Origin of the sequence: Mycobacterium sp. D16Q13, from assembly GCF_002013375.1 — a bacterium.
In the GTDB taxonomy this organism is placed as follows: Bacteria; Actinomycetota; Actinomycetes; order Mycobacteriales; family Mycobacteriaceae; genus Mycobacterium.
The window spans coordinates 65,143-89,694 of the sequence record NZ_MAEW01000010.1 but is presented as its reverse complement, the minus strand read 5'-3'; the positions used below and the strand labels follow the sequence as shown (position 1 = coordinate 89,694).

The 24,552-nt window shown below is 63.9% G+C and carries 30 protein-coding genes; 19 read left to right on the top strand and 11 right to left on the bottom strand.

The annotated features are described in order from the left end of the window. Positions 1-12: 12 nt before the first annotated feature. Both B4400_RS11415 and B4400_RS11410 read left to right on the top strand, forming a co-directional pair. The gene (locus B4400_RS11415) at positions 13-996 is read left to right on the top strand and encodes a DEDDh family exonuclease (RefSeq protein WP_078311182.1); all 984 of its coding nucleotides are present in this window, start codon (positions 13-15) and stop codon (positions 994-996) included. Further along, on the top strand, positions 996-2,147 hold the full coding sequence (locus B4400_RS11410) for a serine hydrolase domain-containing protein (protein WP_078311181.1): 1,152 nt from the start codon (positions 996-998) through the stop codon (positions 2,145-2,147). The genes B4400_RS11415 and B4400_RS11410 overlap by 1 nt, the downstream gene beginning before the upstream one ends. Before the next feature lie 7 nt (positions 2,148-2,154). Here the strand turns inward: B4400_RS11410 and rpsR are convergent, their stop codons facing one another. Genes rpsR through rpmB form a run of 4 tightly spaced genes read right to left on the bottom strand, consistent with a single transcriptional unit; the run spans position 2,155 to position 3,107 of the window. Beyond that, positions 2,155-2,400, bottom strand: a complete 246-nt coding sequence (gene rpsR / locus B4400_RS11405; protein WP_078290059.1) for a 30S ribosomal protein S18 — start codon at positions 2,398-2,400, stop codon at positions 2,155-2,157. Then, a complete protein-coding gene (gene rpsN / locus B4400_RS11400) occupies positions 2,400-2,705 on the bottom strand; it encodes a 30S ribosomal protein S14 (protein ID WP_078311180.1) in 306 nt (101 codons plus the stop codon). The genes rpsR and rpsN overlap by 1 nt, the downstream gene beginning before the upstream one ends. Before the next feature lies 1 nt (position 2,706). Further along, positions 2,707-2,871 (bottom strand): 50S ribosomal protein L33, encoded by a 165-nt coding sequence (gene rpmG / locus B4400_RS11395; RefSeq protein ID WP_078290061.1) that lies wholly within the window; start codon positions 2,869-2,871, stop codon positions 2,707-2,709. Beyond that, positions 2,871-3,107: a 50S ribosomal protein L28 gene (rpmB, locus tag B4400_RS11390; protein WP_005083638.1), complete on the bottom strand. Its 237-nt coding sequence runs from the start codon at positions 3,105-3,107 to the stop codon at positions 2,871-2,873. The genes rpmG and rpmB overlap by 1 nt, the downstream gene beginning before the upstream one ends. A gap of 121 nt (positions 3,108-3,228) precedes the next feature. Between rpmB and mrf the strand changes: the two genes are divergently transcribed. Together mrf and B4400_RS11380 are read left to right on the top strand one after the other, a co-directional pair. Then, positions 3,229-4,425, top strand: coding sequence for a ribosome hibernation factor-recruiting GTPase MRF (gene mrf, locus B4400_RS11385; protein WP_078311179.1), 1,197 nt, complete (start codon positions 3,229-3,231; stop codon positions 4,423-4,425). After that, complete coding sequence (locus tag B4400_RS11380; protein WP_078311178.1) at positions 4,425-4,670, top strand: type B 50S ribosomal protein L31; 246 nt, start codon at positions 4,425-4,427, stop codon at positions 4,668-4,670. The genes mrf and B4400_RS11380 overlap by 1 nt, the downstream gene beginning before the upstream one ends. Positions 4,671-4,673: 3 nt before the next feature. Here the strand turns inward: B4400_RS11380 and B4400_RS11375 are convergent, their stop codons facing one another. Beyond that, positions 4,674-5,393 (bottom strand): alpha/beta hydrolase family protein, encoded by a 720-nt coding sequence (locus B4400_RS11375; protein ID WP_078311177.1) that lies wholly within the window; start codon positions 5,391-5,393, stop codon positions 4,674-4,676. Between the two features lie 79 nt (positions 5,394-5,472). Beyond that, positions 5,473-7,305, bottom strand: a complete 1,833-nt coding sequence (gene leuA / locus B4400_RS11370) for a 2-isopropylmalate synthase (protein WP_078311176.1) — start codon at positions 7,303-7,305, stop codon at positions 5,473-5,475. 186 nt (positions 7,306-7,491) lie between these two features. Between leuA and B4400_RS11365 the strand changes: the two genes are divergently transcribed. From B4400_RS11365 to B4400_RS11355, 3 genes are all read left to right on the top strand, one after another. After that, a complete protein-coding gene (locus B4400_RS11365) occupies positions 7,492-8,532 on the top strand; it encodes a hypothetical protein (protein ID WP_078311175.1) in 1,041 nt (346 codons plus the stop codon). A gap of 110 nt (positions 8,533-8,642) precedes the next feature. Beyond that, positions 8,643-9,554: a hypothetical protein gene (locus tag B4400_RS11360; RefSeq protein ID WP_078311227.1), complete on the top strand. Its 912-nt coding sequence runs from the start codon at positions 8,643-8,645 to the stop codon at positions 9,552-9,554. A 26-nt stretch (positions 9,555-9,580) separates the two neighbouring features. Next, on the top strand, positions 9,581-10,225 hold the full coding sequence (locus B4400_RS11355) for a maleylpyruvate isomerase family mycothiol-dependent enzyme (protein WP_078311174.1): 645 nt from the start codon (positions 9,581-9,583) through the stop codon (positions 10,223-10,225). Here the strand turns inward: B4400_RS11355 and B4400_RS11350 are convergent. Next, the gene (locus B4400_RS11350) at positions 10,222-10,824 is read right to left on the bottom strand and encodes a nitroreductase family protein (RefSeq protein WP_078311173.1); all 603 of its coding nucleotides are present in this window, start codon (positions 10,822-10,824) and stop codon (positions 10,222-10,224) included. The genes B4400_RS11355 and B4400_RS11350 overlap by 4 nt on opposite strands. 86 nt (positions 10,825-10,910) lie before the next feature. Here B4400_RS11350 and B4400_RS11345 point away from each other — a divergent pair, with 86 nt between their 5' ends. From B4400_RS11345 to B4400_RS11325, 5 genes are all read left to right on the top strand, one after another. Next, the gene (locus B4400_RS11345) at positions 10,911-12,176 is read left to right on the top strand and encodes an aspartate kinase (RefSeq protein ID WP_078290067.1); all 1,266 of its coding nucleotides are present in this window, start codon (positions 10,911-10,913) and stop codon (positions 12,174-12,176) included. 28 nt (positions 12,177-12,204) lie between these two features. Further along, positions 12,205-13,242 (top strand): aspartate-semialdehyde dehydrogenase, encoded by a 1,038-nt coding sequence (locus tag B4400_RS11340; protein WP_078311172.1) that lies wholly within the window; start codon positions 12,205-12,207, stop codon positions 13,240-13,242. 62 nt (positions 13,243-13,304) lie between these two features. Beyond that, positions 13,305-13,700 (top strand): hypothetical protein, encoded by a 396-nt coding sequence (locus B4400_RS11335; protein ID WP_139361364.1) that lies wholly within the window; start codon positions 13,305-13,307, stop codon positions 13,698-13,700. Between the two features lie 197 nt (positions 13,701-13,897). After that, complete coding sequence (locus B4400_RS11330; protein WP_078311682.1) at positions 13,898-14,911, top strand: DUF4185 domain-containing protein; 1,014 nt, start codon at positions 13,898-13,900, stop codon at positions 14,909-14,911. A 63-nt stretch (positions 14,912-14,974) separates the two neighbouring features. Next, positions 14,975-15,460: a tetratricopeptide repeat protein gene (locus B4400_RS11325; protein ID WP_078311641.1), complete on the top strand. Its 486-nt coding sequence runs from the start codon at positions 14,975-14,977 to the stop codon at positions 15,458-15,460. Here the strand turns inward: B4400_RS11325 and B4400_RS11320 are convergent. Next, a complete protein-coding gene (locus B4400_RS11320; RefSeq protein WP_078311640.1) occupies positions 15,457-16,290 on the bottom strand; it encodes an alpha/beta fold hydrolase in 834 nt (277 codons plus the stop codon). The two genes, B4400_RS11325 and B4400_RS11320, sit on opposite strands and share 4 nt — an antisense overlap. A gap of 56 nt (positions 16,291-16,346) precedes the next feature. Between B4400_RS11320 and B4400_RS11315 the strand changes: the two genes are divergently transcribed. The 6 genes from B4400_RS11315 to B4400_RS11290 all read left to right on the top strand — a co-directional run bounded on the left by B4400_RS11315 (position 16,347) and on the right by B4400_RS11290 (position 20,417). Next, a complete protein-coding gene (locus B4400_RS11315; RefSeq protein ID WP_030095976.1) occupies positions 16,347-16,697 on the top strand; it encodes a DMT family protein in 351 nt (116 codons plus the stop codon). Between the two features lie 44 nt (positions 16,698-16,741). Next, complete coding sequence (locus B4400_RS11310; protein WP_078311639.1) at positions 16,742-17,170, top strand: Fur family transcriptional regulator; 429 nt, start codon at positions 16,742-16,744, stop codon at positions 17,168-17,170. 35 nt (positions 17,171-17,205) lie between these two features. Further along, positions 17,206-18,666, top strand: coding sequence for a catalase (locus tag B4400_RS11305; protein ID WP_078311638.1), 1,461 nt, complete (start codon positions 17,206-17,208; stop codon positions 18,664-18,666). A 64-nt stretch (positions 18,667-18,730) separates the two neighbouring features. Beyond that, entirely contained in the window at positions 18,731-19,159 is a 429-nt protein-coding gene (locus B4400_RS11300; RefSeq protein WP_078311637.1) for an organic hydroperoxide resistance protein, read from the top strand. Beyond that, positions 19,159-19,773: a sensor domain-containing protein gene (locus B4400_RS11295; RefSeq protein WP_078311636.1), complete on the top strand. Its 615-nt coding sequence runs from the start codon at positions 19,159-19,161 to the stop codon at positions 19,771-19,773. Before B4400_RS11300 ends, B4400_RS11295 begins: the two co-directional genes overlap by 1 nt. Beyond that, positions 19,770-20,417, top strand: coding sequence for a sensor domain-containing protein (locus tag B4400_RS11290; protein ID WP_078311635.1), 648 nt, complete (start codon positions 19,770-19,772; stop codon positions 20,415-20,417). The genes B4400_RS11295 and B4400_RS11290 overlap by 4 nt, the downstream gene beginning before the upstream one ends. A 102-nt stretch (positions 20,418-20,519) precedes the next feature. Here B4400_RS11290 and B4400_RS11285 read toward each other — a convergent pair whose 3' ends face one another. Continuing rightward, positions 20,520-21,653: a nitronate monooxygenase gene (locus B4400_RS11285; RefSeq protein WP_078311634.1), complete on the bottom strand. Its 1,134-nt coding sequence runs from the start codon at positions 21,651-21,653 to the stop codon at positions 20,520-20,522. Between the two features lie 171 nt (positions 21,654-21,824). On the opposite strand from B4400_RS11285, the gene B4400_RS11280 reads away from it, so the two are divergent. After that, the gene (locus B4400_RS11280; RefSeq protein ID WP_078311633.1) at positions 21,825-23,150 is read left to right on the top strand and encodes an ammonium transporter; all 1,326 of its coding nucleotides are present in this window, start codon (positions 21,825-21,827) and stop codon (positions 23,148-23,150) included. On the opposite strand, the gene B4400_RS11275 is transcribed toward B4400_RS11280, so the two are convergent. Together B4400_RS11275 and B4400_RS11270 are read right to left on the bottom strand one after the other, a co-directional pair. After that, entirely contained in the window at positions 23,134-23,748 is a 615-nt protein-coding gene (locus B4400_RS11275) for a methyltransferase family protein (protein WP_078311632.1), read from the bottom strand. The genes B4400_RS11280 and B4400_RS11275 overlap by 17 nt on opposite strands. A gap of 92 nt (positions 23,749-23,840) precedes the next feature. Next, positions 23,841-24,410, bottom strand: a complete 570-nt coding sequence (locus B4400_RS11270) for a hypothetical protein (protein ID WP_078311631.1) — start codon at positions 24,408-24,410, stop codon at positions 23,841-23,843. Positions 24,411-24,552: the final 142 nt, after the last annotated feature.

Here is a 24,552-nt window from a genome sequence, read left to right as displayed (position 1 = left end):
CCATCCTGAGTCATGCCGATCTGGGGGCAGACGCCCGACCACAGCCCCAAGTGGGTGGTCGTTGACCTGGAGACTTCCGGCTTTCAGCCAGGTCGGGCGCGTGTCATCAGTGTCGCGGCGTTGGCGCTGGACGCCGACGGGACCATCACCGACAGTGTGGTGAGTCTGCTCAACCCTGGTGTTGATCCGGGCCCGACGCATGTGCACGGCCTGACCCCGGAGATGCTGGAGGGACAGCCCGAGTTCGCCGATGTCGTCCCCGATCTCATCGCGCTGCTGCGGGGCCGGACATTGGTCGCTCATAACGTCGGATTCGACTATTCGTTCCTAGCGGCGGAGGCCGAGCTGGCCGGCGCCGAGCTGCCTACCGAGGCGGTGATGTGCACTGTCGAGCTGACCCGGCGTCTGGACCTGGAGACGCCGAACCTGCGCCTGGAAACCCTTGCCGCGCACTGGGGCGTCGAACAGCTCAAGGCTCACGACGCCTATGACGATGCCCGGGTGCTTGCCGAGGTGCTGCCGAAGGTGCTTGAGCGGGCGCGGGAACGCGGAACCTGGCTTCCTATCCGCGAAACCACCCGTAAGCGCTGGCCCAACGGCCGGGTGACACACGACGAGCTGCGCTCGCTCAAGACCGTGGCATCTCGCCAGCCGTGTCACTGGCTCAATCCCGGCCCGTTCATCGCGGGTCAGCCGCTGGTGCAGGGCATGCGAGTGGCCCTGAGTTCGGAGCTCGCTCGCACCCACGAGGAGCTGGTCGAGCAGATCATGCAGGCTGGCCTCGCCTATGCCGATACGGTTGACGAGGACACCTCGCTGGTGATCTGCAATCAGCCAAACCCTGAGCAAGGTAAGGGATTTCATGCACGGTCGCTCGGTGTGCCGCTGTTGGATGACGAAACGTTCATGACTGAAGTGCGACGCGTGGCCGGCGGTACCGACATCGAGCAGTTCACGGTTCCCAGCCGCGCCGGAGCGCAGTACTCGCTGTTCTGATGCGCCGAATCCTCTGCGTGGTACTCGCGCTCGTGCTGCTTATCGGCGGGTGTGCGACGCGCTCGCGCATTACCGTCACTGATCTGGATGCGGAGACATCGGCCAGGCTCGACGCTGCCATCAATGAGGTGTTGTCGAGCGCGTCGGTGCCCGGCGCCATTGTCGGGGTGTGGGGGCCCAAGGGCCAGTATGTGCGGGCATTTGGAGTCGCGAACACGGCGACCCGTGCGCCCATGCGCCCCGACTTCTATCACCGAATCGGCAGTGTGACAAAGACTTTTACGGTCACCGCAGTGCTGCAGCTTGTCGATGAGGGCAAACTGGGACTCGACGATCCGATTGCCAAGTATGTGGACCGGGTTCCGGGCGGAGACAAGATCACCCTGCGTGAGCTCGCCCGGATGCAGAGCGGACTGTTCAACTATTCGATGTCGCTAGCCTTCAACCGCGACCTCGAGGCCGATCCGAAGCGCCGCTACGGCACTCAACAACTACTCGATTACGCCTTCACGCAGCCGCCGAACTTCCCGCCGGGGCAGGGCTATGAATACAGCAACACCAATGCGGTACTGCTGGGGCAAGTGGTGGAGAAGGTCAGCGGACAGAAGTTGCCCGAGTTCGTGCGCGAGCACATCGCCGAGCCACTCGGCTTGAGTCACACCAGCTTTCCGGACACCAATACCCTTCCCGATCCGCACGCGCAGGGTTACACGCAGCTGACGCCGACCGGGCCGCTTGTCGATAGCACCGATTGGAGCCCGTCGTGGGCCTCATGGGCGGGTGCGATGATCTCGACACTCGAAGATCTCAGGATCTGGGTGCCCGCGCTGGCGACCGGCAGGCTCCTTACACCCGCCACCCAGGAGCAGCGCCTGCAGGCCGTGGCGATGCCTCCAGTCCCTGACGATATCCGTTATGGCTTAGGGATTTTCGACGCGCGAGGATGGATCGGCCACAACGGCAGCATCCCCGGCTTCCAGACACTGGCCATCTACTCGCCGGCCGAGCAGACCACGGTGGTGGCGCTGCTCAACACCGATGTGGCCAAACAGCCCGCGCAGCCCAGCACGCTGTTCGGCACGGCGATCACCAAGGTGATCAGCCCGGAGCACGTCTTCCTGTTGGAGAACGCGATTCCGCAGCCGCGCTGACTCGGGCTCAGGCGTAGGGCAGTAGCGCCATCTCGCGCGCGTTCTTGATCGCCGTGGCGACCTGGCGCTGCTGTTGCACGGTCAAACCGGTCACCCGGCGGGCGCGGATCTTGCCGCGCTCGGAGATGAAGAGTCGCAAGGTATTGGTGTCCTTGTAGTCGACCGATGAAAGACCCAATTTGGCAAAGAGATTCGGCTTGGGCTTGGTATCGGCGACCTTGACCCGACGATTGCGAGGTGTCTTGGTGGCCATCACCAGCTCGCTTTCCGGACGCCGGGCAGCGACCCATCGTGCACGAGTGCACGGACCCGCACCCGGGACAGTCCGAACTTGCGCAGATAGCCGCGGGGTCGCCCGTCTACCGCATCGCGATTACGCAGCCGTACCGCACTGGCATCGCGTGGCTGGCGGGCCAGCTCGGCCTGGGCGGCCAGTCGCTGCTCCTGGCTGCTCGCGGGGTGCCGGATGATCTCCTTGAGCTCCGCGCGTCGCTCGGCATAACGCTCGACGATGACGCGACGCTGCTCGTTCTTGGCGATCTTAGACTTCTTGGCCATCTCAGCGCTCCTCTCGGAAATCCACGTGCTTGCGCACAACGGGGTCGTACTTGCGCAGGACCATCCGGTCCGGGTCGTTGCGCCGGTTCTTGCGGGTCACGTACGTGTATCCGGTGCCCGCCGTGGACTTCAGTTTCACGATGGGCCGGATCTCATTGCGCGCCATCAGAACTTCCGCCCTTGCGCGCGCAGCCGCGCCACCACGGCCTCGATGCCGTCGCGGTCGATCACCTTGATGCCCTTGGTGCTCACCCGGAGCTTGATGCGCCGGTCCTCTGAGGGCAGGTAATACGTCTTGAGCTGGATATTGGGTGACCAGCGGCGACGGGTACGGCGGTGCGAATGCGATACCGCGTTACCGAAGCCTGGCGACCGTCCGGTCACCTCGCAATGCGCGGACAACGGACCTCCATTCATGCCCATTTGATAATGGGAATCGTTTTCGACAAGTGCCGATCTGGACTGTACCGTGAAGCCCGTAGTAATGAAAATCGTTTCCAATAGGCCCCAAGGGGGAGAAGTCATGCGCACGCCGGTGCTACTCGTATCCGGACAGACCGATACCGACGCGGTCGTGGATGTTTTGGCGCGCGACCCAGGAACCGTCGTCGTCACGCACCGGTTTGACGGGCACATCGTCAAGCGGTCCGTCGTATCCGGCGGTGGAGTCCGGGACCCTCAGGTGACCGTTCTGGAACTGGCCCACGGCTGCGTTTCCTGCACCGTCCGTGACGATCTGCTCGTGCTGCTGCGCAAGCTGCATCGCCGGGAAGATGTGGGACGGATCGTGCTGCATCTGGAGCCATGGCTGGAAGCCGATCCGATCTGTTGGGCGATCAAGGCGGTGCCCGTTCGCATGGGACCGGGGTACATCGATGGACCGGCGGCACGTGATGTGGAAATCGCGGGGGTGGTCTCTTGTGTCGATACCGCGAACTGGCTGGAGCAGGCCCTCGGCGATGATGAGCTCGACGACGGCCGGACGGTGGCCCAGGTGGTGATCGGTCAGGCCGAGTTCGCCGACGTGCTGGTGGTACGCAATCCCGAACCCGAGGTGCTTTCGGTGCTGCGGCGCTTGGCGCCGCGCGCACGCATCACCGCCCGTGTTGGCCGAGTCGAACAAGCCCTCGACCATCTGGAGGACGACGCGCGGTGCGGTCGGGCGGACGACCCACATGGCGCGCTACTCGCGGGGCAGCCCTCCCTGGCCGTTGACGGCCGGATCGCGCTGGTGGAATTCAATGCGCGCAGGCCATTTCACCCGGAGCGGCTGCATGCCGCGATCGACCTACTGCTGGACGGCGTGATCCGTACGCGGGGCCGATTGTGGCTGGCGACCCAGGATCGGCAGGCAATGTGGCTGGAGTCTGCGGGTGGTGGGCTCAGGGTGTCGGCGGCCGGGAAGTGGCTAGCGGCCATGGATTCGGCGGAGGTACGGCAGGCAGATCTGGAGCGACGGGCATTTGCCGACCTCATGTGGGATTACCGGTTTGGAGACCGGCATACCGCGATGACGGTGCTGGTATGCGGCGCAGAGAGTGCCGAGGTGCTGGACGCCCTGCGCGGTGCGCTGCTCACCGATGACGAAATGGCAAGGCCCGCAAGCTGGGAAGAGTTCAGCGATCCGTTTGGCGATTGGCATGAGGACCCGTGCGAGCACGGGTCCGAGCTTGAGGATTTCCTCTCCTACGGCGAATACAACACAGAAGGGAACCACTGATGAAACCCGGAATACACCCCGACTATCACTCTGTCGTCTTCCAGGACACCACCACCGGAAAGATGTTCCTGACCCGCTCGACGGCGACGAGCACTCGCACCGTCGAGTTCGAGGGCCAGGAGTATCCGCTGATCACCGCCGAGGTGACAGCGGACTCCCATCCGTTCTGGACCGGAGACCGGCGGATCGTCGATACCGCCGGCCAGGTCGAGAAGTTCCGTAGGCGTTACGGGACTAGAAAGTAGATGTCACAGCGGCTTTGTCGCTAGCCAGACAACGGCGTCCAGCCAGTGGGGGCCGTTCGGATCGATTTCGTCGCCGTGCGGCAGGTTCTCGAACTCGCGTAGCTCGACATCACACCCAGATTCGACGGCGGCATCACGATAGCTGCGAGAGTGCTCGATGGGAACGCGATCGTCGTCCACGCCATGCGTGATGAGTACCGGAGTGGTGATGGGTAGTTGCCACCGCGGTGATGCGAGCTGGTAGCCCGCTGGGTTCTCACCTGGTGTGGCACCCATGAACGGTCCGGCGGCTGAGTCACCCAGGTCTTCGTCGAACGTGCGTCGGACGTCGGTCACTGGCGCTAACGCCAATACCAGGTCTGCCTGTTTCGCATTGAGTAGCGACAGCTCGCCGCCCACCGAGTGGCCTACCAGTGCGGTGCGTTCGACGCTGTTCGCGCGCGTTCGTACGGCGCATTCAATTCCGGCAGCCGCATCCTGCAGCGTTATCGGGTAGCCACCGCCGGAACCTACCCGTCGGTACTCGACGTTGGCCACGTCCCAGCCCCGCGCCACCAGGTCTGCGATCAAGGGCTCCATGACGTCCGCGCTATATGTGGATCTCCAATAGCCGCCATGCACAAGAATCGCCAGGCCACGTGCAGACTGCGATGTCCACATGTCCACGTACTGCTGCCCCGCGTCATCTCCGTACTGGTACCTCGTGGAGCCGCTCACCGTCACCGGTGTGTACCTCTGGTATTAGTCAATGTGAATCTCCCTGGGAGCCAGACTAATTCCGGATTCTGGGGGAAGTGCTGGGCTAGGCGCGCGCAGCACGGTTGACGGCCGATACCACTGCCCGCAGTGAGGCGGTGGTGATCGACGGCGCGATACCGACACCCCACACCGTCTGTGCCTCACCGCCATCGGGGCCGACAACCATGGCTTCCACGTACGCGGCGGCCTGCGCGTCATCGCCTGCGCTCATGGCGTGCTCGGAGTAGTCCAAGACGTTGACGGCGTAACCCACGGTGGACAGCGCATCCACGAACGAGGCCAGCGGGCCGTTGCCCGTACCGTGGACTTCGGTTTCCTTACCGTCGATCTTCACCACGGCGGCAATGGAATCCGTGCCACCGTCCTCCTCGGACGCGGTCACCTTCTGGCGGATCCGCTCCAGCGGGACGATCGGTGCCAGGTACTCCTCGGCGAAGACATCCCAGATCTCCTTGGGGTTCACCTCGCCACCCTCGCCGTCGGTGATGCGCTGGATCGACTGCGCGAATTCGATCTGCAGGCGCCGCGGCAGCACCAGTCCATGATCAGACTTCATGATGTAGGCGACGCCGCCCTTGCCGGACTGCGAGTTGACCCGGATCACGGCCTCGTAGTTGCGCCCGACGTCCTTGGGGTCGATGGGCAGGTACGGCACCTGCCACAGGATGTCGTCGACGTCGGAATCCGCCTCGTCCGCATCGCGTTTCATTTGGTCCAGGCCCTTGTTGATGGCGTCCTGGTGGCTGCCGGAGAAGGCGGTGTAGACCAGGTCGCCGCCGTACGGATGCCGCTCGGGAACCTTCAGCTGGTTGCAGTACTCGACCGTGTGCCGAATCTCGTCGATGTTCGAGAAGTCGATCTGGGGATCCACGCCGCGGCTGAACAGATTCAGCCCCAGCGTCACCAGGCATACGTTTCCGGTGCGCTCACCGTTGCCGAACAGGCAGCCCTCGATGCGGTCGGCACCTGCTTGATAGCCCAATTCCGCTGCGGCGACCGCTGTTCCGCGGTCATTGTGCGGGTGCAGGCTCAGGATCACCGATTCGCGCCGAGCCAGGTTACGGCTCATCCACTCGATGGAGTCGGCGTACACATTCGGAGTTGTCATCTCCACCGTCGACGGCAGATTGAAGATGATCGGGTTGTCCGGTGTCGGCTCGATGATGTCGCCGACGGCGTTACACACCTCCAGCGCATACTGCAGCTCCGTGCCGGTGTAAGACTCCGGGGAGTATTGGAAACGCCAATGCGTATCGGGGTATTTGGCCGCTTCCTCGACGCACTTGCGGGCGCCGTCGGTGGCGATCTTCTGGATCGTGTCCTTCTCGCCCCGGAACACCACGCGCCGCTGCAGGATCGACGTCGAGTTGTAGAAGTGCACGATCACCTTCGCCGCGCCTTCACAGGCCAGGAACGTCCGCTCGATCAGTTCCGGGCGACACTGTGTCAGCACCTGGACGGTCACGTCCTCGGGGATGGCGTTCTCGCTGATCAGCTCGCGGATGAAATCGAAATCGGTCTGGCTTGCCGAGGGGAACCCGACTTCGATCTCCTTGAACCCCATCCGGATCTGCATATCGAACATCCGGCGCTTACGCGCGGGGCTCATCGGGTCGATCAAGGCTTGGTTGCCGTCACGCAGGTCGACCGCCGCCCACTGTGGTGCGCGGGTGATCACCTTGTCGGGCCACGTGCGGTTGAAGGGCGCAGTCGGTTCTCCCCCGGGAACTTCCGAGGCGAAGGGACGGTACCGATGTACCGGCATCGAGCTGTTCTTCTGGGTGTTCCACGCCGGTTGGTCGCCCGGAATGGGTCCGTTCGGGGTGACGATGCTGCGGGGGGTGTAGTTGAACTCGTCTGGGGAAAAGCTAGTCATGGGAAGGCTCCGGGAGTTTGAGGGGTATCTCGACCGGCACGCCAACAACCCGCGACAGGAAGCCGGTCTGGATCAGACCCTGTCGCGGCGTCGGAGGAGGAGCGCCCGCTGCATAGACGGGACTCTACCAGCCGCGCGAACCCCGATCATCTGGCACGATCGCAGAGCATGTGGGTACGGAGGGGGATGGCTGCGCTGGCGATTCTGCTGGTGGCCACCGGCTGCACGCGCATCGTTACCGGGCAGGCGCGGGGAGGCGAACCGGCGCCCGGGGCTGACTCATTCTTTCGGGGTGATCAGCCGGACTACGGCCAGAAGCTCACCGCTCAGGAGAAGACGACGCTTACCTACGCGCGAGCGCTGCGGCGCGTGGACCCCTGCGGTTTCGCGGCCAACCTGAAGGAGTACGGAGACCCGGGACAGGTCGTCGGCGACTTTCAGATCTGTTATGCCAGCGTGAAGGTCACCGGTGATCCCGGCCTCACCGAGGTGTCCTACGAGTACTCCATGCAGGACAAGCGCGATACCGCCGTGGCGTTCCAGGTGGGTTCTGTCCCGATCTACGACACCGGGTCAGCGTGTGAATATGAGGTCCCTCTTGGCCTGGAACGGCTACCGGGAGCGCCCGCGAGTCCCACGCTGCAGGCCGTGTTGACGGTCAGCGCGTACCTCTATGGGTCGGACGAGTACTCGGACCCGGACTGTCGACTGGCCAAGCAATTGGTGACGGCGATCGCCAAGGGCCTTCCCTCGGGATTACCGCCGCGTTCCGCGCTCAGTGCATATCCGATCAAACTCGCCGAACGTGATCCCTGCGAGATCCTTGGGGAGTACCCGGGCACGGCGCGCAAGGTGTCCGTCGACCTGCTGGGCGATCCCTTCGGCTGCGACTTCACGCTCGCGGATTCCGATATCGACTACTCGGTGGAACTCGCCAGCAGTGTCGACGACTTTCCCGATGAATACGTCGAATCGCATCGTGACGGCGTGACGTACTTCCACAACGAGGACACGAGCACCCCGACGGGATGCCACGCTCTGGCATTGGTGGGAGATCCGTTGTATCCCAAGGATATCGGCGGCGGTGCGATGAACACCGATGATTCCGAGGCGTACACCCCGGCAGTCGTGGCGAGTGGCTTCACCCGGCAGGGGCGATCGAATTGTGGGCAGATGAGCGAGATCCTCGACAAGGCGGTGCGGCTATTCGCAAACTCCGCTCGGTAGCAGTGCTTGTCGTCACCATGCTGGCGATCGCGGGGTGTACGGATGTCGTGTCCGGTACCGCGACCGGAAAGCTGCCCGCGCCCACCGGCCAGACCTTGTTCTCCGGCGCTGTGCCCACATATGGTCAAACCTTCACTCAGAACCAGACCACGCTGCTGGCCTACCTACGGGCGCTGCGACGGGTAGATCCGTGCGGCCTTTTGTTGGTGCTCAAGGATATTGGTGCTCCCGAATACGTGTCAGGGGACATCGGTGGTTGCTTCGGCTCCATCAAGGTGACGGGTACGGCGAACCCGTCGAGTGTCGGCCTGTCACTGATGTTGGGCGACTATTCCCGTGAGAAGCCCGAATTCACGATCGGCGGCGCGCCCGTGTTTCACACCGCGGGCACATGCCTGTACGAGTTTCCGATCGCATTGGACAAGCTTCCGGATGCTCCGAGGTTGGACGGGGCCAAGGTGCCGGCTTTACGCGTCGTGGTCGTCGACGGCTCGCGGAGCGCGCTAGCGCCGAATTGTAAAATGGCACAACCGGTTATTGGCCTATTGGCCAAGCTGAACCCAGCCGACATGCCCGTGCGCGATGCGCTGAGCGCCTACCCGATCAAGATCGCCGAACGTGATCCCTGTGAGATTCTCGGTGAGTATCCCGGCAAGGCGGACGATCTGAGGCCATCACTGTTCGGCGATCCGTTCTCATGCCGATTCTCGTTGCAAGACAGCGATACTCAATTCGAGTTGTCTATCAGGACCGGTATCGATGCGCCGGCGAGGCTGCGGGAAGAAGTCCGCGACGGTATCGAGTACTTCCACGGCCAGGACGGCAGCATGTGTACCAGCATGGTGCGTCTGGGCAAGCCGCTCTATGCCCGTGAGGTTCCGGGCGGTGCGATGCAGGAGAACAGCACCCCGGAGCGCATTTTCATCGAGGTGCTCAGCTTCTCGCTGAAGAACGCTGACTGTGCATCAACCCGGGCGATGATCGACAAAGCGGTGCGGATCTTCCGCGGTTCGTTCGACTGACGCGCGAGCCGGGACACAATGGCGATATGGACGGCGATATGGACACCGACGAGATCTGGCAGTTGATCGACACCGAGCGCGGGACGCTTGCCGATCAGTTGGCCCAGATCTCGGCCCAGGATTGGGACCGGCCGTCGTTGTGTGGTGAATGGCGGGTCCGCGACGTGGTCGGCCACATCCTCTTCGCAAGCGAGTTCTCGCTGCCACGCACGCTCGTGGATGTCATCCGGGCGCGCGGCGACCTGAATCGATTCATCGCCGCGACGGGGGTGCGGGAGGGGTCGGTGCCGCCGGCCGACCTGCTGGCGCTGGTGCGCGCCAGCGTAGGGTCCCGGCGAAAGCCGCCGGGCGTGCAGCCGATCGACCGGCTGATGGACCATCTAGTGCACGGTCAGGACATCGCGATACCGCTCGGATGGCAGCAGGGTATGCCTGTGGGGGCCGCCCGGCTGGCGGCGGCGCGGGTGTGGGAACGCGACCGGTTGTTCGGAGCCCGCACGCGGTTCGCCGAGCACCGCCTTATCGCAACCGATACTGACTGGTCGGCGGGGACCGGCGCCGCGGTCATCGAGGGGCCGGTGTCGGCTCTGCTGCTCCTGATGACGGGCCGTGGAGATGCTGTCCGAGATCAACTGAGCGGCGAGGGCGTGTCCTTTCTGCCCCCGAGCTAGCTGACCAAGCCGTTGCCCCAGCGCTCGGTGAAGGCGATATCGCTGAGCGCTGGCCGTTGACGGGGGGCATGATCGCGTTCGACGGTCGATTCGTCGGCCTGGGCGTAGTCCTCGAGAACGGGCCCGATCGCGACGACGGCGATGGGCCGCACGTTCTCGGGGATATTGAACACAGCAGGCGCCTCGTCCACCCGGAAACCCGCCATTGGATGGGTGTGCAGACCATGGGAGCGCGCCTCCACACCCAGTTGGGCGATCGCCAGCCCGGCATCGACTGCCGCATACACCGCGGTGTTGTCGTCATCACCCAGATCGGTGCTCACCAGGACGAGTGCCGCCGCAACTTTTGCGTAAGAGTTTCCCCGATTGAGCAGCTCAGTCAGCGCTTCGTAGGTGGCGTCACCGCGCAGACCCACGATGTATCTGACAGGGAAGCGCTTGCCCCAACTGGCGGCCCAGCGACCCGCTTCGAGCAGGGCCGTCAGGGTCTCGGGAGCCAGGTTTGCACCGGGATCGAAATGCCGCGGACTCCAGCGCGAGGCGATCAGCGGCTGGATAGGAACCGAGGTGATGGCGGTACGTTCGGTCGGGTTGCCCATACGGGCCAGGTTATCGAGTTGTCGTAACCCCTTATCCTGATGACTGGATCTCCCCCGACCCTGGCCGAACAGCAGGAAGGTATGCCGTGGCGCTCGTCGTCCAAAAGTACGGCGGATCGTCGGTCGCAACGGCCGAACGCATCCGCAGGGTGGCCGAACGCATCGTCGAGACGAAAAAGAACGGCAACGACGTCGTCGTGGTCGTCTCGGCCATGGGTGACACCACCGACGAGCTGCTTGACCTGGCCCAACAGGTCTGCCCGTCGCCGCCGCCGCGTGAGCTGGACATGCTGCTCACCGCGGGTGAGCGGATGTCCAACGCCCTCGTCGCGATGGCGATCCATTCGCTCGGGGCCTCGGCACGCTCGTTCACTGGCTCGCAGGCCGGCGTCATCACGACCGGTAGGCACGGCAGCGCCAAGATCATCGATGTCACCCCCGGCCGGTTGCGCTCCGCTCTCGACGAGGGTCAGGTGGTGTTGGTTGCCGGATTCCAGGGCGTGAGCCAGGACAGCAAGGACGTCACCACGCTGGGACGGGGTGGTTCCGACACCACCGCCGTCGCGCTGGCCGCGGCGCTGAAGGCCGACGTCTGCGAGATCTACACCGATGTGGACGGGGTATTCACCGCCGATCCGCGGATCGTGCCGAATGCGGCCCGGCTCGACAAGGTCAGTTTCGAGGAAATGCTGGAGATGGCAGCGGCCGGAGCCAAGGTGCTCATGCTGCGCTGCGTGGAATACGCCCGGCGATACAACGTTCCGGTTCACGTGCGCTCGTCGTATACCGACAAGCCGGGCACGATCGTCAGCGGATCAATGGAGGACATTCCTGTGGAAGAAGCGATTCTCACCGGTGTCGCACACGATCGTGGTGAGGCCAAGGTCACGGTTGTCGGGATTCCCGACGTTCCGGGATACGCCGCCAAGGTCTTTCGTGCCGTGGCCGATGCCGAGATCAACATCGACATGGTGCTGCAGAACATCTCCAAGGTCGAGGATGGCAAGACCGACATCACGTTCACCTGCCCCAAGGAGAACGGACCCACCGCGGTGGAGAAGCTGGACTCGCTGAAGAACGAGATCGGGTTCTCGCAGGTGCTCTACGACGACCACATCGGCAAGGTGTCGCTGGTGGGCGCGGGTATGCGCAGCCACCCGGGTGTCACCGCCGGCTTCTGCGAGGCGCTGGCCAAGGCCGGGGTCAACATCGAACTCATCTCCACATCGGAGATCCGGATCTCGGTGCTGGTCAAGGACACTGAGCTCGATGCGGCCGTGCGGGCCATCCACGACGCCTTCGATCTCGGCGGCGAAGAGGAAGCCACCGTGTACGGGGGCACCGGACGATGAGGCGAGCGCAGCGACGGGAGATTTGGACATGACCTCCATCGGTGTTGTCGGTGCCACCGGTCAGGTGGGCGCCGTCATGCGAAAGCTACTGGAAGAGCGTGACTTCCCGGCTTCGTCGGTGCGGTTCTTCGCGTCGGCTCGCTCTGAGGGCAAGAAGCTGACGTTCCGCGGTCAGGAGATCGAGGTCGAGAACACCGAGACCGCCGATCCGTCCGGGCTGGACATCGCGCTGTTCTCCGCCGGTGCGACCATGTCGCGGGTGCAGGCGCCGCGGTTCGCCGAGGCGGGTGTCACCGTGATCGACAACTCCTCGGCCTGGCGCAAGGACCCGGCCGTGCCGTTGGTGGTTTCGGAGGTCAACTTCGATCGCGATGTGCGTGGTGTGAAGCTGCCGAAAGGCATTATCGCCAACCCGAATTGCACCACCATGGCCGCGATGCCGGTGCTTAAGGTGCTGCACGACGAGGCGGGCCTGCAGCGGCTGATTGTGTCGACCTACCAGGCAGTCTCGGGTAGCGGCCTGGCCGGTGTGGAGGAATTGGCCACTCAGGTGCGCGCCGGTATCGGCGAGAGTGAGCGGCTGGTACACGACGGCTCCGCCGTCACCTTCCCGGACCCGGTGAAATACGTTGCACCTATTGCCTTCAACGTGATCCCGCTGGCCGGATCGCTGGTTGACGACGGCTCCGGCGAAACCGACGAGGATCAGAAGCTGCGCAACGAGAGCCGCAAGATCCTGGGCATTCCAGAGCTTTTGGTGAGCGGTACCTGCGTGCGGGTTCCGGTCTTCACCGGACACTCGCTCTCGATCAACGCTGAATTCGAGCGTGAGCTGACTCCGGCGCGCGCCACCGAGCTGCTTGCCGCGGCGTCGGGTGTCACGCTGGCCGATGTGCCCACACCGCTGGCTGCCGCGGGAGCCGACGACTCGCTGGTGGGCCGGATCCGTCAGGATCCGGGCGTGCCGGGTAATCGCGGTCTGGCGCTGTTTATTTCCGGAGACAACCTTCGGAAGGGTGCGGCGCTCAATACGATTCAGATCGCCGAATTGCTCGTCGCTAGCTGACTCACAGGAACTTCACGGGTTTTCCCTGGGTAACGGTCAGTCGGTTCGGCCATGCTCGGGGCATGACAACTCCAGACAATCCCGATACACCCACGAATCCGGTGTCTGTACCGCAGGCACCTGCGCCCGTGCCGCGTTCGGCGAGTAACACCCTGCTGGTGAAGATCGCCGCCGTCGTCGGCATCGTCGCGGGTGCCTTCGTGATCCTCGGCGTCACCTTTGGTCTTGGCGTGCTGGCCGGCTCGCAATGCGGGCATGGCGGACACGGCGGACCCGGCGGGCACGATCGAAGCCGCGTGATGATGTTCGACCGTGACGACGCGCCGCCGATGCGGGGCCCGGTGATCATCCAGCGTGGACCGGAGGTAGGGCCGCCGGACTTCCCGTCCGCCCCCGGTGAGCGGCGCCAACCGCCCCCGCCCCCGCAGTCGCCCACCCAGACCGCACCTCGTCCATAGCGATCCCACCGCGGCGCCACTGGCTACCCTGTCCAGGGATGGCTAGTGGCGCCGTGGCGTCGGATGGGAGATGAGGCGTGCGGCGCATCGCGGCTCTGTTGACTGCGATGGTCTTAACGATCCTTCAATGGGCTTATCTCCCAGTCGCACTCGCCGACCCGCTGCGTCCCGTTCCGCCGGCTCTCGATCCCGGTGAGGTGCTGCGGATCGGCCCCGTCGCGGGCACCGGCACCGCGACTTCTGACTACAACCTCGGTGCGACCGACCTGTGCGAGTTCATGGTCTTCACCGGCGGCATGCTGCAGATCTGCGGCGACAGCTTCGCTGGCCAGGGTGTGGGATACGGCGGCTGGTACTCCCCGGTGGCGCTGCGCGTCGACACGGATACGGTGCCGAACACCTCCGGCGTGCGTCACTCCGGTGTCCTCGGCACCGACCGGCCGCTCCTGGAAGACCCGACGCCGCCGGGCTTCTCCCAACTTCCCGCCGGCGTCATCGATATCAACGGCACTAACTGGCTGTTCATCGCCGTCACCAAGAACTTGATCCCCCAGTCGACACGGCTGGTGAAGCCCGACCCCTTCCGCGCGGGATGGCCGACCGTGCCGGGATCGATCCGACCTGGGGACTACGCGGGCGGCCAACAGACCCAGATCAGCGGCTACTACGACCCGCTGTGGACACCCGAGTCGCCGAAGGGCTGGGTGTACATCGTCAGCGACGCCTTCGACCGTTCACGGCCCGCGGTCCTGTACCGGGCCAAGCCCGACACGTTCACCGACCGTGCGACCTGGCAGGGCTGGGGAACAGACGCGCGGGGGAAGTGGGCCTGGGGTGCCGTCGTGACGCCATTGTTCAACGATCACCTGGGCGAGCTGAGCATGAAGATGGTGGACGGACAGGCGGTGCTGTCCTACTTCAATCAGACCACGGGCAACGTCGAGGTGCGGGTCGCCGACAACCCGACGCGTCTGGGTGCGGTGCCCGCGACCACGGTGGTGAATGCCGGGGCCTGGCCGGCGATGGCGGACGAACTTCCCGAGTCCTGGGACAACACCTTGGCTCAGCCGTACGGCGGATACATCGGACCGGACTCCACGCTCGATCGACTCAGCATCTACGTCAGCCAGTGGAACACCGACTCACGCGATCACGCCCCCTATCGGGTGATCGAATTCGCGGTGAACCCGCTGCTGGCGAGTGTGGGCTAACTAACACTCGGTTGTTACCAGAGTTATCGACCCATGCGAGCTGGCTGGTTAGGATGGGTAACAATGATTGCTAGCGTAACCTCGATCGACATCGCGGCCGGTGAGTGGATAACCGGCGGAGAGGGTTCGCGTACCTTCGTTTCTGTGGACGCTGAGCAGCTGGCAACCCGCGCAAGCGAGGCTCTGGCGTCCGGGGACGATAGCGAGGCGCTGCGTCTCGCCAATGATGCGCTGGAGCTGGAGCACAAGAATTCGTTGTCGTGGCGGATCTTGGCCTACTGCCTTGGCAGCATGGGACGGCATTTCGACGCGATCGATTGTGCGCTTTCGGCAGTGCGATATGGCAGCCGTGACGCCATCAATCACTACACACACGCATGGGCTCTCCATGGTGCCCGCAAACCGAATGAGGCGCTCGCGGCGGCCGATGAGGCCCTCGAGATCGATGCCGAGTTCGCCGATGCGCTCGCGCTGCGCGCGGTGATCCGCAACGAGTTGGGTGACCGGGCCGGGGCCATCGACGATATGCGCAGGGCGCGCTCCCTCTAGTCCTCCAGCGGATGACGCTTCAGGAACTCGTCGATGAGGGCGTTGACTTCCCCGGGGCGTTCCAGAGCGGCCAGATGCCCGGTGTTCTCCATGACCACGAACTCGGCCCCGGGAATCGCCTCGGCCATGAGCTGCGTCTCCGCGACGGGAAAGGTCGGATCCTCCCGGCCCGCCACGACCAGGACGGGTGCGGTGATGCGTCCGAGTAGCTCACGTTGGTCAGGCCGCGCCGGAACCACGCTGTTGACCGCCCAATAGACCGAGTCGACGTTGAGCTCGCGCAATTCCGCGCGGATCGCCTGCTCCACTTGAGGGCGCTCACGCATGATCGTGGGCCCGACGAAGGCTTTCACCGCGCGGGTAGTGAGCGGTTCACGGAATCGGCCGAGAAGCCGGACTATCTCGGTGAGCAGCCGAAACTCGACCGTCTGGCGTAGGTTGGCGCGCGAAGCGGTGGCGTTCATCAGCACGGACGCTCCCACCCGATGCGGGTATAGCGCGGCGAAGGTTCCTCCGATCATTCCGCCCCAGGAGTTGCCGACGACGTGCGTGCGTTCGATGCCCAGCGTGTCGAGGATCTGTTCGACGGCCTGCGCGCAGTCCTCAAAACGGAACATGTGGTGCAGGGCCTGGCTGTCGCCGTGACCGGGCGGGTCAACGACAATCACCGTGTACCGGCCGGCGAAGTATTCTGCCTGGTCGGCCCACATGGACCCCGTCATCAGGAGGCTGGGCCAGAAGAGGATGGCAGGCCCTTCGCCGCCTACCCGCACGTGCAGTCCGCCGAGGCAGCTTTGGATGTATCGGTCATGCAATACGGCGCCGCCCATGCGCAGCAGGCTAGCGTCTGTGGACGGTTGACAGGGAAGATCTACAGAATGTGGACATGATTGCCGCCCGGTTTCTGCCGCCAGTGCTGCTCATCTGCTCGAACATCTTCATGACCTTTGCCTGGTATGGGCATCTCAAGTTCAAGGATCACCCGTTGTGGGTGGTTGTCCTTGTCAGCTGGTTTATCGCGTTTTTCGAGTACTGCCTGGCGGTTCCCGCGAATCGCCTTGGCAGTGAGGTGTATTCGGGCGCGGAACTCAAGGCGATGCAAGAGGTCATCACGTTGACGGTGTTCCTTGGTTTCGCCGTCTGGTATCTGGGCGAGAAGCTCACCCTGAATCACCTCGTCGGGTTCGTGTTGATCGCCGCCGGGGCCTACTTCGTGTTCAACGGCCCGTTCGGCTGAACACCATTTCTTGACTCATTCCAGAAAAGGCGCATACTGGTGGAGTGACCGTAGTACAGCCCCCCGCCCCAGACGCAGCATTGCGACGGGCGGGACTGCGTGTCACGGCCCCACGCGTCGCGGTTCTGAACGCGATTGCGGCGCATCCACATTCGACCGCAGACATCATCGCGATGGTGGTGCGTGCCGAGCTTGGGAAGGTGTCCACACAGGCCGTTTATGACGTGCTCAAGGCCTGTGTCAATGCCGGGTTGGTGCGCCGCATCGAACCGGCCGGTTCCGCAGCGCTTTTTGAGACGCGTATCGGCGATAACCATCACCATCTGGTCTGCCGTCGGTGCGGTGCCGTCACCGATGTGGACTGCACCGTTGGGCATGCGCCGTGCCTGGAGCCGGCACGCACCGCCGGGTTCGTGGTCGACGAGGCCGAAATCGTCTTCTGGGGTCTCTGCCCCGAATGTCAGCCCCATTAGTTCAGCCCAGTTAGTCAGGTATCGAGGAGGTTTTCATGTCCATCCGAACAACCACGAACACCGGAATCGCAGTGGAGAGCGACGACGAGTCGTTGACCGCGGGCATCCAGGGTCCGGTCCTGCTGCATGATCACTATCTGATCGAGAAGCTTGCGCAGTTCAACCGGGAACGCGTTCCGGAGCGCATCGTGCACGCCAAGGGTGCAGGCGCGTACGGAGAACTCGTCGTCACCGCGGATGTCTCGAAGTACACCAAAGCCAAGTTGTTTCAACCGGGTGTGAAAACAGAGTCGCTGGTTCGCTTTTCGACAGTGGCGGGTGAACAGGGGAGCCCCGATACCTGGCGTGACCCGCGCGGTTTTGCCATCAAGTTCTATACCGAGGACGGCAACTATGACCTCGTCGGCAACAACACCCCCGTCTTCTTCATTCGTGATGCCATCAAGTTCCCGGACTTCATCCGCTCGCAGAAGCGGTTGCCGGGATCAGGGTTGCGGGACCACAACATGCAATGGGACTTCTGGACACTGCGTCCCGAGACGGCGCACCAGGTCACTTGGTTGATGGGTGATCGCGGGATCCCGAAGAACTATCGCCACATGAATGGATACGGTTCACACACCTATCAGTGGGTCAATGCCGAGGGCGAGCGTTTCTGGGTGAAGTACCACTTCCGGACTGATCAGGGACAGGATTTCCTGACCCAGCAGGAGGCGGATGCACTCGCCGGATCCGACGCCGATGCGCATCGTCGTGACCTGTGGGACGCGATCGAGCAAGGCAATTTTCCGAGCTGGACCCTCCATGTGCAGATCATGCCGGTGGCTGAGGCGCAGGGATACCGATTCAACCCGTTCGATCTGACCAAGGTCTGGTCCAAGAAGGATTACCCGCTGATCGAGGTCGGCAAGTGGACGCTCAATCGCAACCCAGGGAACTATTTCGTCGACATCGAGCAGGCTGCCTTCGAACCGTCGAATATCGTTCCGGGAATTGGCTTCTCGCCCGACAAGATGCTGCTCGGCCGGGTCTTTGCCTATGCCGACGCGCATCGGTACCGGATTGGCACCAACTACGCGCAGTTGCCGCCTAACGAGGCGCGGGCCGCCACCGTGAATTCCTACTCCAAGGAGGGCGCGATGCGGTATCACTTCAATGAGCCCGAGGTTCCGGTTTACGCCCCCAACTCCTTTGGCGGTCCGCATGCAGATCCGCAGGCTGCGGGCGACGGCGGCGCGTGGGATTTCGACGGCACCGCCGTACGTGCCGGGTATGTCCAGCATGCCGAGGACGGCGACTTCGTTCAGGCCGGAACCTTGGTGCGTGAGGTGCTGAACGACGATCAGCGTGCGCGTCTGGCGAGCAACATCATCGGCCATGTGCTGGGCGGCGTCAGCGAACCCGTGCTGTCCCGGGTGTTCGATTATTGGAAGAACGTTGACCCCGAGCTCGGCAAGGCCGTCGAAGAGGGCGTTCGCGCGGGTCTCGGCGTGTAGTAGGCAGTTCTGGGATGGCGCCGGTTCTCTTCAAGGGAGCCGGCGCCTTCCGTATGCTCGTCATATGTCCAATGAGGCCGTCTACACCGCAGAAGCCACGTCGACCGGGGGAGGCCGTGACGGGCATGTTCGCTCGTCGGATGGCCGGATAGATCTAGACACCCGAATCCCAAAGTCGATGGGCGGCAACGGGGAAGGCACTAATCCCGAGCAGCTGTTCGCGGCCGGGTATTCGGCGTGCTTCTTGAGCGCGCTCAATCTGGTCGCCCGGATAGCGAAGGTCCAGCTTGATCCCGCGACATCGATCACGGCCAAGGTGGGAATCTTCAAAACCGCCGAGGGAGGTTTCGACCTGTCCGCCGAGCTGGACGGGTATCTGCCCGGTTTGTCTCAGGAGGTCGCCGAGGACCTCTTGGAACAAGCCCATGAGGTGTGCCCGTACTCGAATGCCACGCGCGGCAATATTGAGGTGACCGTCAAGGCCCGCGTCTGATGCGTGCCCTTGTCGTTGTGGCGGTGTCGGGGATAGCCCTGGCCTGTGCGCCGTCGGCGTGGGCTGTCGGTCCGGAGGCGGTCCTACTCAAGCCCAAGGTGGTGAATTCGATCGTCGGTACCGAACTTCCCGTGACCCGGACTCTCGAGTCTCCGGCGGCCGGTTATCAGGTGAGTGAACCGAGTTGTCTCAGTTTTGTCGATGTGGGGCTGGACGAGGTGTTCAACGGTAATGGCGAGTTGGCCGAGTATCGCGCGCAGACGTCTCAGAAAACAGATTCGGACACAACGTATTCCGTGAAGCAGGCGGTGGGGGTCTTTCAGCGCCCAATTGCCGCGGTGGATCCGGTTGTCGCGCTGCTGTTCATGGACAACTGTTACGGCGTACCTCTGGACGTGACCGACGGCCAGGGTGCGCGGGAAACGTGGACCATCACCAAGGGCAAGTCGGTGGACACCACGGCCACCTGGTCGATGACCAGCGCCACCGGCACCAGCTGCTACGTGCAGATGCGCGCCAAGCGTGAGGTGTTATTGCAGGTGAAGGCGTGTGTGCCGAAGAATGGCGAGAAGATCGCCGCGGCCCTCGCCGATGCCATGGAGGGACGAGTATGACCATCAAGATCACCTCGGCCGTGACTAGTGCGACGGTGGTCGCGCTCGCGCTGGCCCCCGCGGCGGGCGCCCGTCCGTCCGATCCGGGGGTTGTCAATTACGCGGTGCTCGCGCGTGGTTCGGTGAGCAATGTCATTGGGTCTCAGCTGGGGTCGCATAGCGAGTTCACGCAGCCGTTCCAGGCGTTCTCCGTCGATGTTCCGGAATGCAACAACTGGTCGGATATCGGGCTTGACGAGGTGTACGCCGATCCGGATCTGGCCTCGTTCCGGGGCGCGGCGACGCAAGACTCCGGCACGGATGCAACGCATTTGGTCAAGCAGTCGATCGGTGTGTTCGCCAACAACGATGCGGCCGACCGCGCGTTCCATCGGGTGGTGGACCGCACCCAAGGATGTTCTGGGCAGACGGCCACCTTGATCCTGAACGACGGCCGACGCGAGGTGTGGACATTCACCGGACCAGCGGCCGGCGCCGCCGATGCCGCGTGGATGAAGGAGGAGGCGGGCGTCGACCGACGCTGCTTCAACCAGACCCGCAGGCGCGAGAATGTGCTGCTGCAGGCCAAGGTCTGTCAGCCGGGAAACGGCAGCCTTGCGGTGAACGTGCTGGCCAACACGATGCAAAACGGCCTGGGCCAGTAGCGGATTGGACCAGGCCGCGCAGGCTCGTTGATTCGCCGAGTGTGCAGATCCGGTCGAAATCTCGTTGAAATTCGACCGGATCCGCACATTGGACCCGAGCCTTTAGACCGACGCGGCGGCCTCGTTGAGCTCGTTGAGCGTGTTGGTGGCTTCTAGATACTCCTGCACCCAGCGCTCGATGACCGCGGCCGACTTCTCCACCTTGGTGAACTGGCCGACGACCTGGCCGATTGGGTTGAATGCGACGTCGATCGTCTGATCCGGGAACTTGTGGGTGGCAGCCACCGCCATTCCGGAAACCATGTACTGCAAGGGCATTCCCAGCGGCTCGGGGTTGCCTTCGGTCTGCCAGGCCTCGGTCCAGTCGTTCTTGAGCATTCGGCACGGCTTGCCGGTGAAGGACCGGCTGCGCACGGTGTCGCGGCTGGTGGCCTTGGCGTAGGTGTCCTGCTGCACCGCGGTGTTCTCGGCCTCCTCGACCATGAGCCACTGCGAGCCGCTCCACGCGCCCTGCGCACCCATGGCCAGCGCCGCGGCGATCTGGTAGCCGCTGCCGATACCTCCGGCGGCGAGCACCGGCACCGGCGCGATCTCCTTGACCACCTGCGGCCACAGCACGATCGAGCCGACTTCGCCGCAGTGGCCGCCGCCCTCACCACCCTGTGCGATGACGATGTCCACTCCGGCGTCGGCGTGCTTGCGGGCCTGCTTCGGCGAACCGCACAGTGCCGCGACCTTGCGGCCGGCGTCGTGGATGTGCTTGATCATGTCCGGCGGAGGCGTGCCGAGTGCGTTGGCGATGAGCGTCATCTTGGGATGGCGCAGTGCGATCTCCACCTGCGGGGTCGCGGTGGCCTCGGTCCAGCCCAGCAATTGCAGGGCGTTGTCGTTGCCCTCCTCGACGGGCACACCGTGGTCGGCCAGCAGCTTGCGGCCGAAGTCCAGATGTTCCTGAGGAACCATCGACTGGAGCATCTTGGTGAGCTCCTCGGCCGACATGTTCGCGTCCATGCCCTCGTACTTGTTGGGGATGACGATGTCGACGCCATAAGGGTGGTCACCGATGTGCTCGTCGATCCAATTGAGCTCGATCTCGAGCTGCTCGGGGGTGAATCCGACGGCGCCCAGTACGCCGAAGCCACCGGCCTTACTCACCGCGACGACGACGTCGCGACAGTGCGTGAAGGCGAAAATCGGGAACTCGATGCCGAGCTCGTCGCAGATGGGGGTATGCATGGCCATTCCTTGGGTGGGTGGTGGGAAGCGGTCGGTAGGACAGGTATGAGAAGGAAATCGTACGCCAGAAAACTGGAACGTGTTCTAGTTTAGATCAGGTCTTGCGCGCACGGGCGGCGGCTTCCCTACACTCACGCTGACCTAATCGCACGATCCGGGAGTAGCCAGCACATGTTTCCGCATATGGGAGTGCCCGACGCGGCCAATACCGCCTGGGTGCTGACGAGCGCCGCACTGGTACTCCTGATGACCCCGGCATTGGCCTTCTTCTACGGCGGCATGGTGCGCGCCAAGAGTGTCCTCAACATGATGATGATGTGCTTCTCGGCCGTCGCCGTGGTGTGGGTGCTCTGGGTGGCTTTCGGATACTCGATGGCGTTTGGCACCGACATTGGTGGCGGGTTGCTTGGCGATCCGTTCCAATTCGCCGGATTGCAGCACCTGTTTGAAGGCGACTACAAAGCGTCCTCAGTTCCGCTATGGGGGCCGACCAAGATCCCCGCATTGGTGTTCGTCATGTTCCAGGCCGGGTTCGCGATGGTGACGGTGGCGCTCATCGCGGGCGCGGTCGCCGACCGCATGCGATTCCTCCCGTGGATTGCCTTCACGGCACTGTGGGCAACCCTGGTGTACTTCCCGGTGGCGCACTGGGTGTTCGCGGTCAAGGGCACCACTGCCGAGAAGGGCGGATGGCTGGCGAATCTGGGTGTCATCGACTTCGCCGGCGGTACCGCCGTGGAGATCAATTCCGGTGCCGCCGGTTTGGCGCTGGCGATCATCCTCGGCAAGCGGCACGGGTGGCCGCGCGAGGCGATGCGTCCGCATAACTTGCCCGCGGTCATGCTCGGGGCGGGGCTGCTGTGGTTCGGCTGGTTCGGATTCAACGCCGGATCGGCATTGGCAGCAGACGGCACCGCGGCCATTGTCATTGCCAACACCCTTGGTGCGGGAGCAATGTCGATGGCGGCCTGGCTGGTGGTCGAGAAGATCCGGCACGGCAGGCCGACATCCTTCGGTGCGGCCTCGGGTGTGGTGGCGGGGCTCGTGGCCATCACGCCCTCCTGTTCGTCGGTCACCCCGATTGGCGCCCTGGTCATCGGGGCGGTAGCGGGCGCGTTCAGCTCGTTGGCCATCGAGCTGAAATACCGCTGGGGATATGACGACTCGCTCGACGTCGTGGGTGTGCACCTGGTTGGTGGCATCGTCGGCACGTTGATGATCGGCGTTGTCGGCAGTGCCGCGGCGCCTGCCGGTGTCAACGGGCTGCTGTACGGCGGCGGGTTGCATCAATTCTGGTTGCAGCTCGTGGCGGTCGTTGCGGTGCTCGCCTACTCGGTCGCGGTGACCGGGCTTATCGGGCTGGGCCTGCGGCATTCCATGGGCATCAGGTCGCATCCGCAGCACGAGTCCGATGGCCTCGACGATGCCGAGCATGCGGAATCGGCCTACGAGCTGGCCACCACTCGCGGTGGTGGGCTCATCAACCCTGGGCGCTGAACCTGCCGATTCCGGGCAGGAATCGTCCGACCCGGGCTGCGTAGTCGCGGTAGGTCCTGCCGTGTGCCGCGAGGAGATAGGGCTCCTCAACCACGCGCACCTGCAGCTCGATGGACGTGACGAGTAGCACGAAACCACTGAGGGCCAACGGGTTTGGGGTCATGAGGGTAGACCCGGCGGCGAACGTCAGCATTGCCGTGAAGATCGGATTGCGGACCCATCCGAAAACGCCGGTGCTCACCAGCGTGGTGGTCTCCCGGGTGTCGACGCCTACCCGCCAGGATTCGCCCATGGTGTGTTGCGCCCAGACCGTAGCGACGATTCCCGCCGTGGCTAGTGCGATTCCCGCGATCCGCAGAGGCCGGTTGTCAAGCGCGGCAAGGGGAGTGATGAGCCCGGCCAGCTGCAGAATGGGTGCTAGGAAGGCGATGACTATCGCGGCGATGAATCCGGCCCCTGCGAGCCATTCGCGCGAGCCGGCGCGGCCATGGAATCCGTGGATCCCGGTGGAGCCGGTTGCGCGCCACTGTCGGTAACTCTTCCAGCCAAGCCCAGCGGCGATGAAGATCAGATACAGGACGAGCGCCGCCGAGGCCATGGACTTCCCTTCTATTAATGCATACATTCGCATAGAACAATATTTAAACGCGAGTGTCAACACCATGAAGGGGGCTCTAGGTGGCTAGCTGCCTACCGCGGCCACAGCCGCCACGTGCTGGTCGCGGCGTCGTATCCGCGTGCTCGCTCTGCTGCTTCGGCCACGGTTCGGCCCGCGGTGAGCTCGTAGAAGAACAGCGCCGCGACAAGAAATGCGGCATGCCCGTCGGGTGCTTCTTGTGGCGCGAAGTAGCCGGCCGCGCCCGCGTCCAGGAACGCATCCGCGAGTTCCGGGCTCCCCGTTTCGCACCCGATGGACACCACGAAACTTCCGGTAAGCCGCAGGTGCCGGCGGACCTCGTCGGCACCCATCAGCCCGGTAAACGGTTGTTCGGAAGCTATCGGCTCGCCGAGTTCAGGGAGCAAGATCTGGCCGTCGTCACCGTGGCATCCCAGGATCGCAAAGGGCGCGACCTGACGATCACTGCCCAGCGCCGCGACAATATGCCGCGGCTGTCCGACAGGGTGGTAGTGCACCCTGATCCCAAACTCCTCCAACGCATCCCGCAGCGGGCGGGCAGAGGAATCGTCGATGTCGATGAGGTCGACTTCTGTCCAAGCCAGCGCTCCGGCGACAACGTCATCGATACGCGACTGGGGCACGCGTGGCAGCTTAGGCGCCGATCCCGGAGCCGGGCCACCGAGTTTTGTCCGCAGTGTTGCTGAAAGGTACTGCGGTAATGCTCGTCTCGATTGTCCACTCGGCGGTGACACCTCTCCTCTAGGCTCCTGCAGATATGAGGAC

Bases quoted from the DNA above. Each gene is read 5' to 3' on its own strand.
- B4400_RS11415 (WP_078311182.1), top strand. From the start codon at position 13: ATGCCGATCTGGGGGCAGACGCCCGACCACAGCCCCAAGTGGGTGGTC.
- B4400_RS11410 (WP_078311181.1), top strand. From the start codon at position 996: ATGCGCCGAATCCTCTGCGTGGTACTCGCGCTCGTGCTGCTTATCGGC.
- rpsR (WP_078290059.1), bottom strand. From the start codon at position 2,400: ATGGCCACCAAGACACCTCGCAATCGTCGGGTCAAGGTCGCCGATACC.
- rpsN (WP_078311180.1), bottom strand. From the start codon at position 2,705: ATGGCCAAGAAGTCTAAGATCGCCAAGAACGAGCAGCGTCGCGTCATC.
- rpmG (WP_078290061.1), bottom strand. From the start codon at position 2,871: ATGGCGCGCAATGAGATCCGGCCCATCGTGAAACTGAAGTCCACGGCG.
- mrf (WP_078311179.1), top strand. From the start codon at position 3,229: ATGCGCACGCCGGTGCTACTCGTATCCGGACAGACCGATACCGACGCG.
- B4400_RS11380 (WP_078311178.1), top strand. From the start codon at position 4,425: ATGAAACCCGGAATACACCCCGACTATCACTCTGTCGTCTTCCAGGAC.
- leuA (WP_078311176.1), bottom strand. From the start codon at position 7,305: ATGACTAGCTTTTCCCCAGACGAGTTCAACTACACCCCCCGCAGCATC.
- B4400_RS11365 (WP_078311175.1), top strand. From the start codon at position 7,492: ATGGCTGCGCTGGCGATTCTGCTGGTGGCCACCGGCTGCACGCGCATC.
- B4400_RS11355 (WP_078311174.1), top strand. From the start codon at position 9,581: ATGGACGGCGATATGGACACCGACGAGATCTGGCAGTTGATCGACACC.
- B4400_RS11350 (WP_078311173.1), bottom strand. From the start codon at position 10,824: ATGGGCAACCCGACCGAACGTACCGCCATCACCTCGGTTCCTATCCAG.
- B4400_RS11340 (WP_078311172.1), top strand. From the start codon at position 12,205: ATGACCTCCATCGGTGTTGTCGGTGCCACCGGTCAGGTGGGCGCCGTC.
- B4400_RS11335 (WP_139361364.1), top strand. From the start codon at position 13,305: ATGACAACTCCAGACAATCCCGATACACCCACGAATCCGGTGTCTGTA.
- B4400_RS11325 (WP_078311641.1), top strand. From the start codon at position 14,975: ATGATTGCTAGCGTAACCTCGATCGACATCGCGGCCGGTGAGTGGATA.
- B4400_RS11320 (WP_078311640.1), bottom strand. From the start codon at position 16,290: ATGGGCGGCGCCGTATTGCATGACCGATACATCCAAAGCTGCCTCGGC.
- B4400_RS11315 (WP_030095976.1), top strand. From the start codon at position 16,347: ATGATTGCCGCCCGGTTTCTGCCGCCAGTGCTGCTCATCTGCTCGAAC.
- B4400_RS11305 (WP_078311638.1), top strand. From the start codon at position 17,206: ATGTCCATCCGAACAACCACGAACACCGGAATCGCAGTGGAGAGCGAC.
- B4400_RS11300 (WP_078311637.1), top strand. From the start codon at position 18,731: ATGTCCAATGAGGCCGTCTACACCGCAGAAGCCACGTCGACCGGGGGA.
- B4400_RS11295 (WP_078311636.1), top strand. From the start codon at position 19,159: ATGCGTGCCCTTGTCGTTGTGGCGGTGTCGGGGATAGCCCTGGCCTGT.
- B4400_RS11290 (WP_078311635.1), top strand. From the start codon at position 19,770: ATGACCATCAAGATCACCTCGGCCGTGACTAGTGCGACGGTGGTCGCG.
- B4400_RS11285 (WP_078311634.1), bottom strand. From the start codon at position 21,653: ATGCATACCCCCATCTGCGACGAGCTCGGCATCGAGTTCCCGATTTTC.
- B4400_RS11280 (WP_078311633.1), top strand. From the start codon at position 21,825: ATGTTTCCGCATATGGGAGTGCCCGACGCGGCCAATACCGCCTGGGTG.
- B4400_RS11275 (WP_078311632.1), bottom strand. From the start codon at position 23,748: ATGGCCTCGGCGGCGCTCGTCCTGTATCTGATCTTCATCGCCGCTGGG.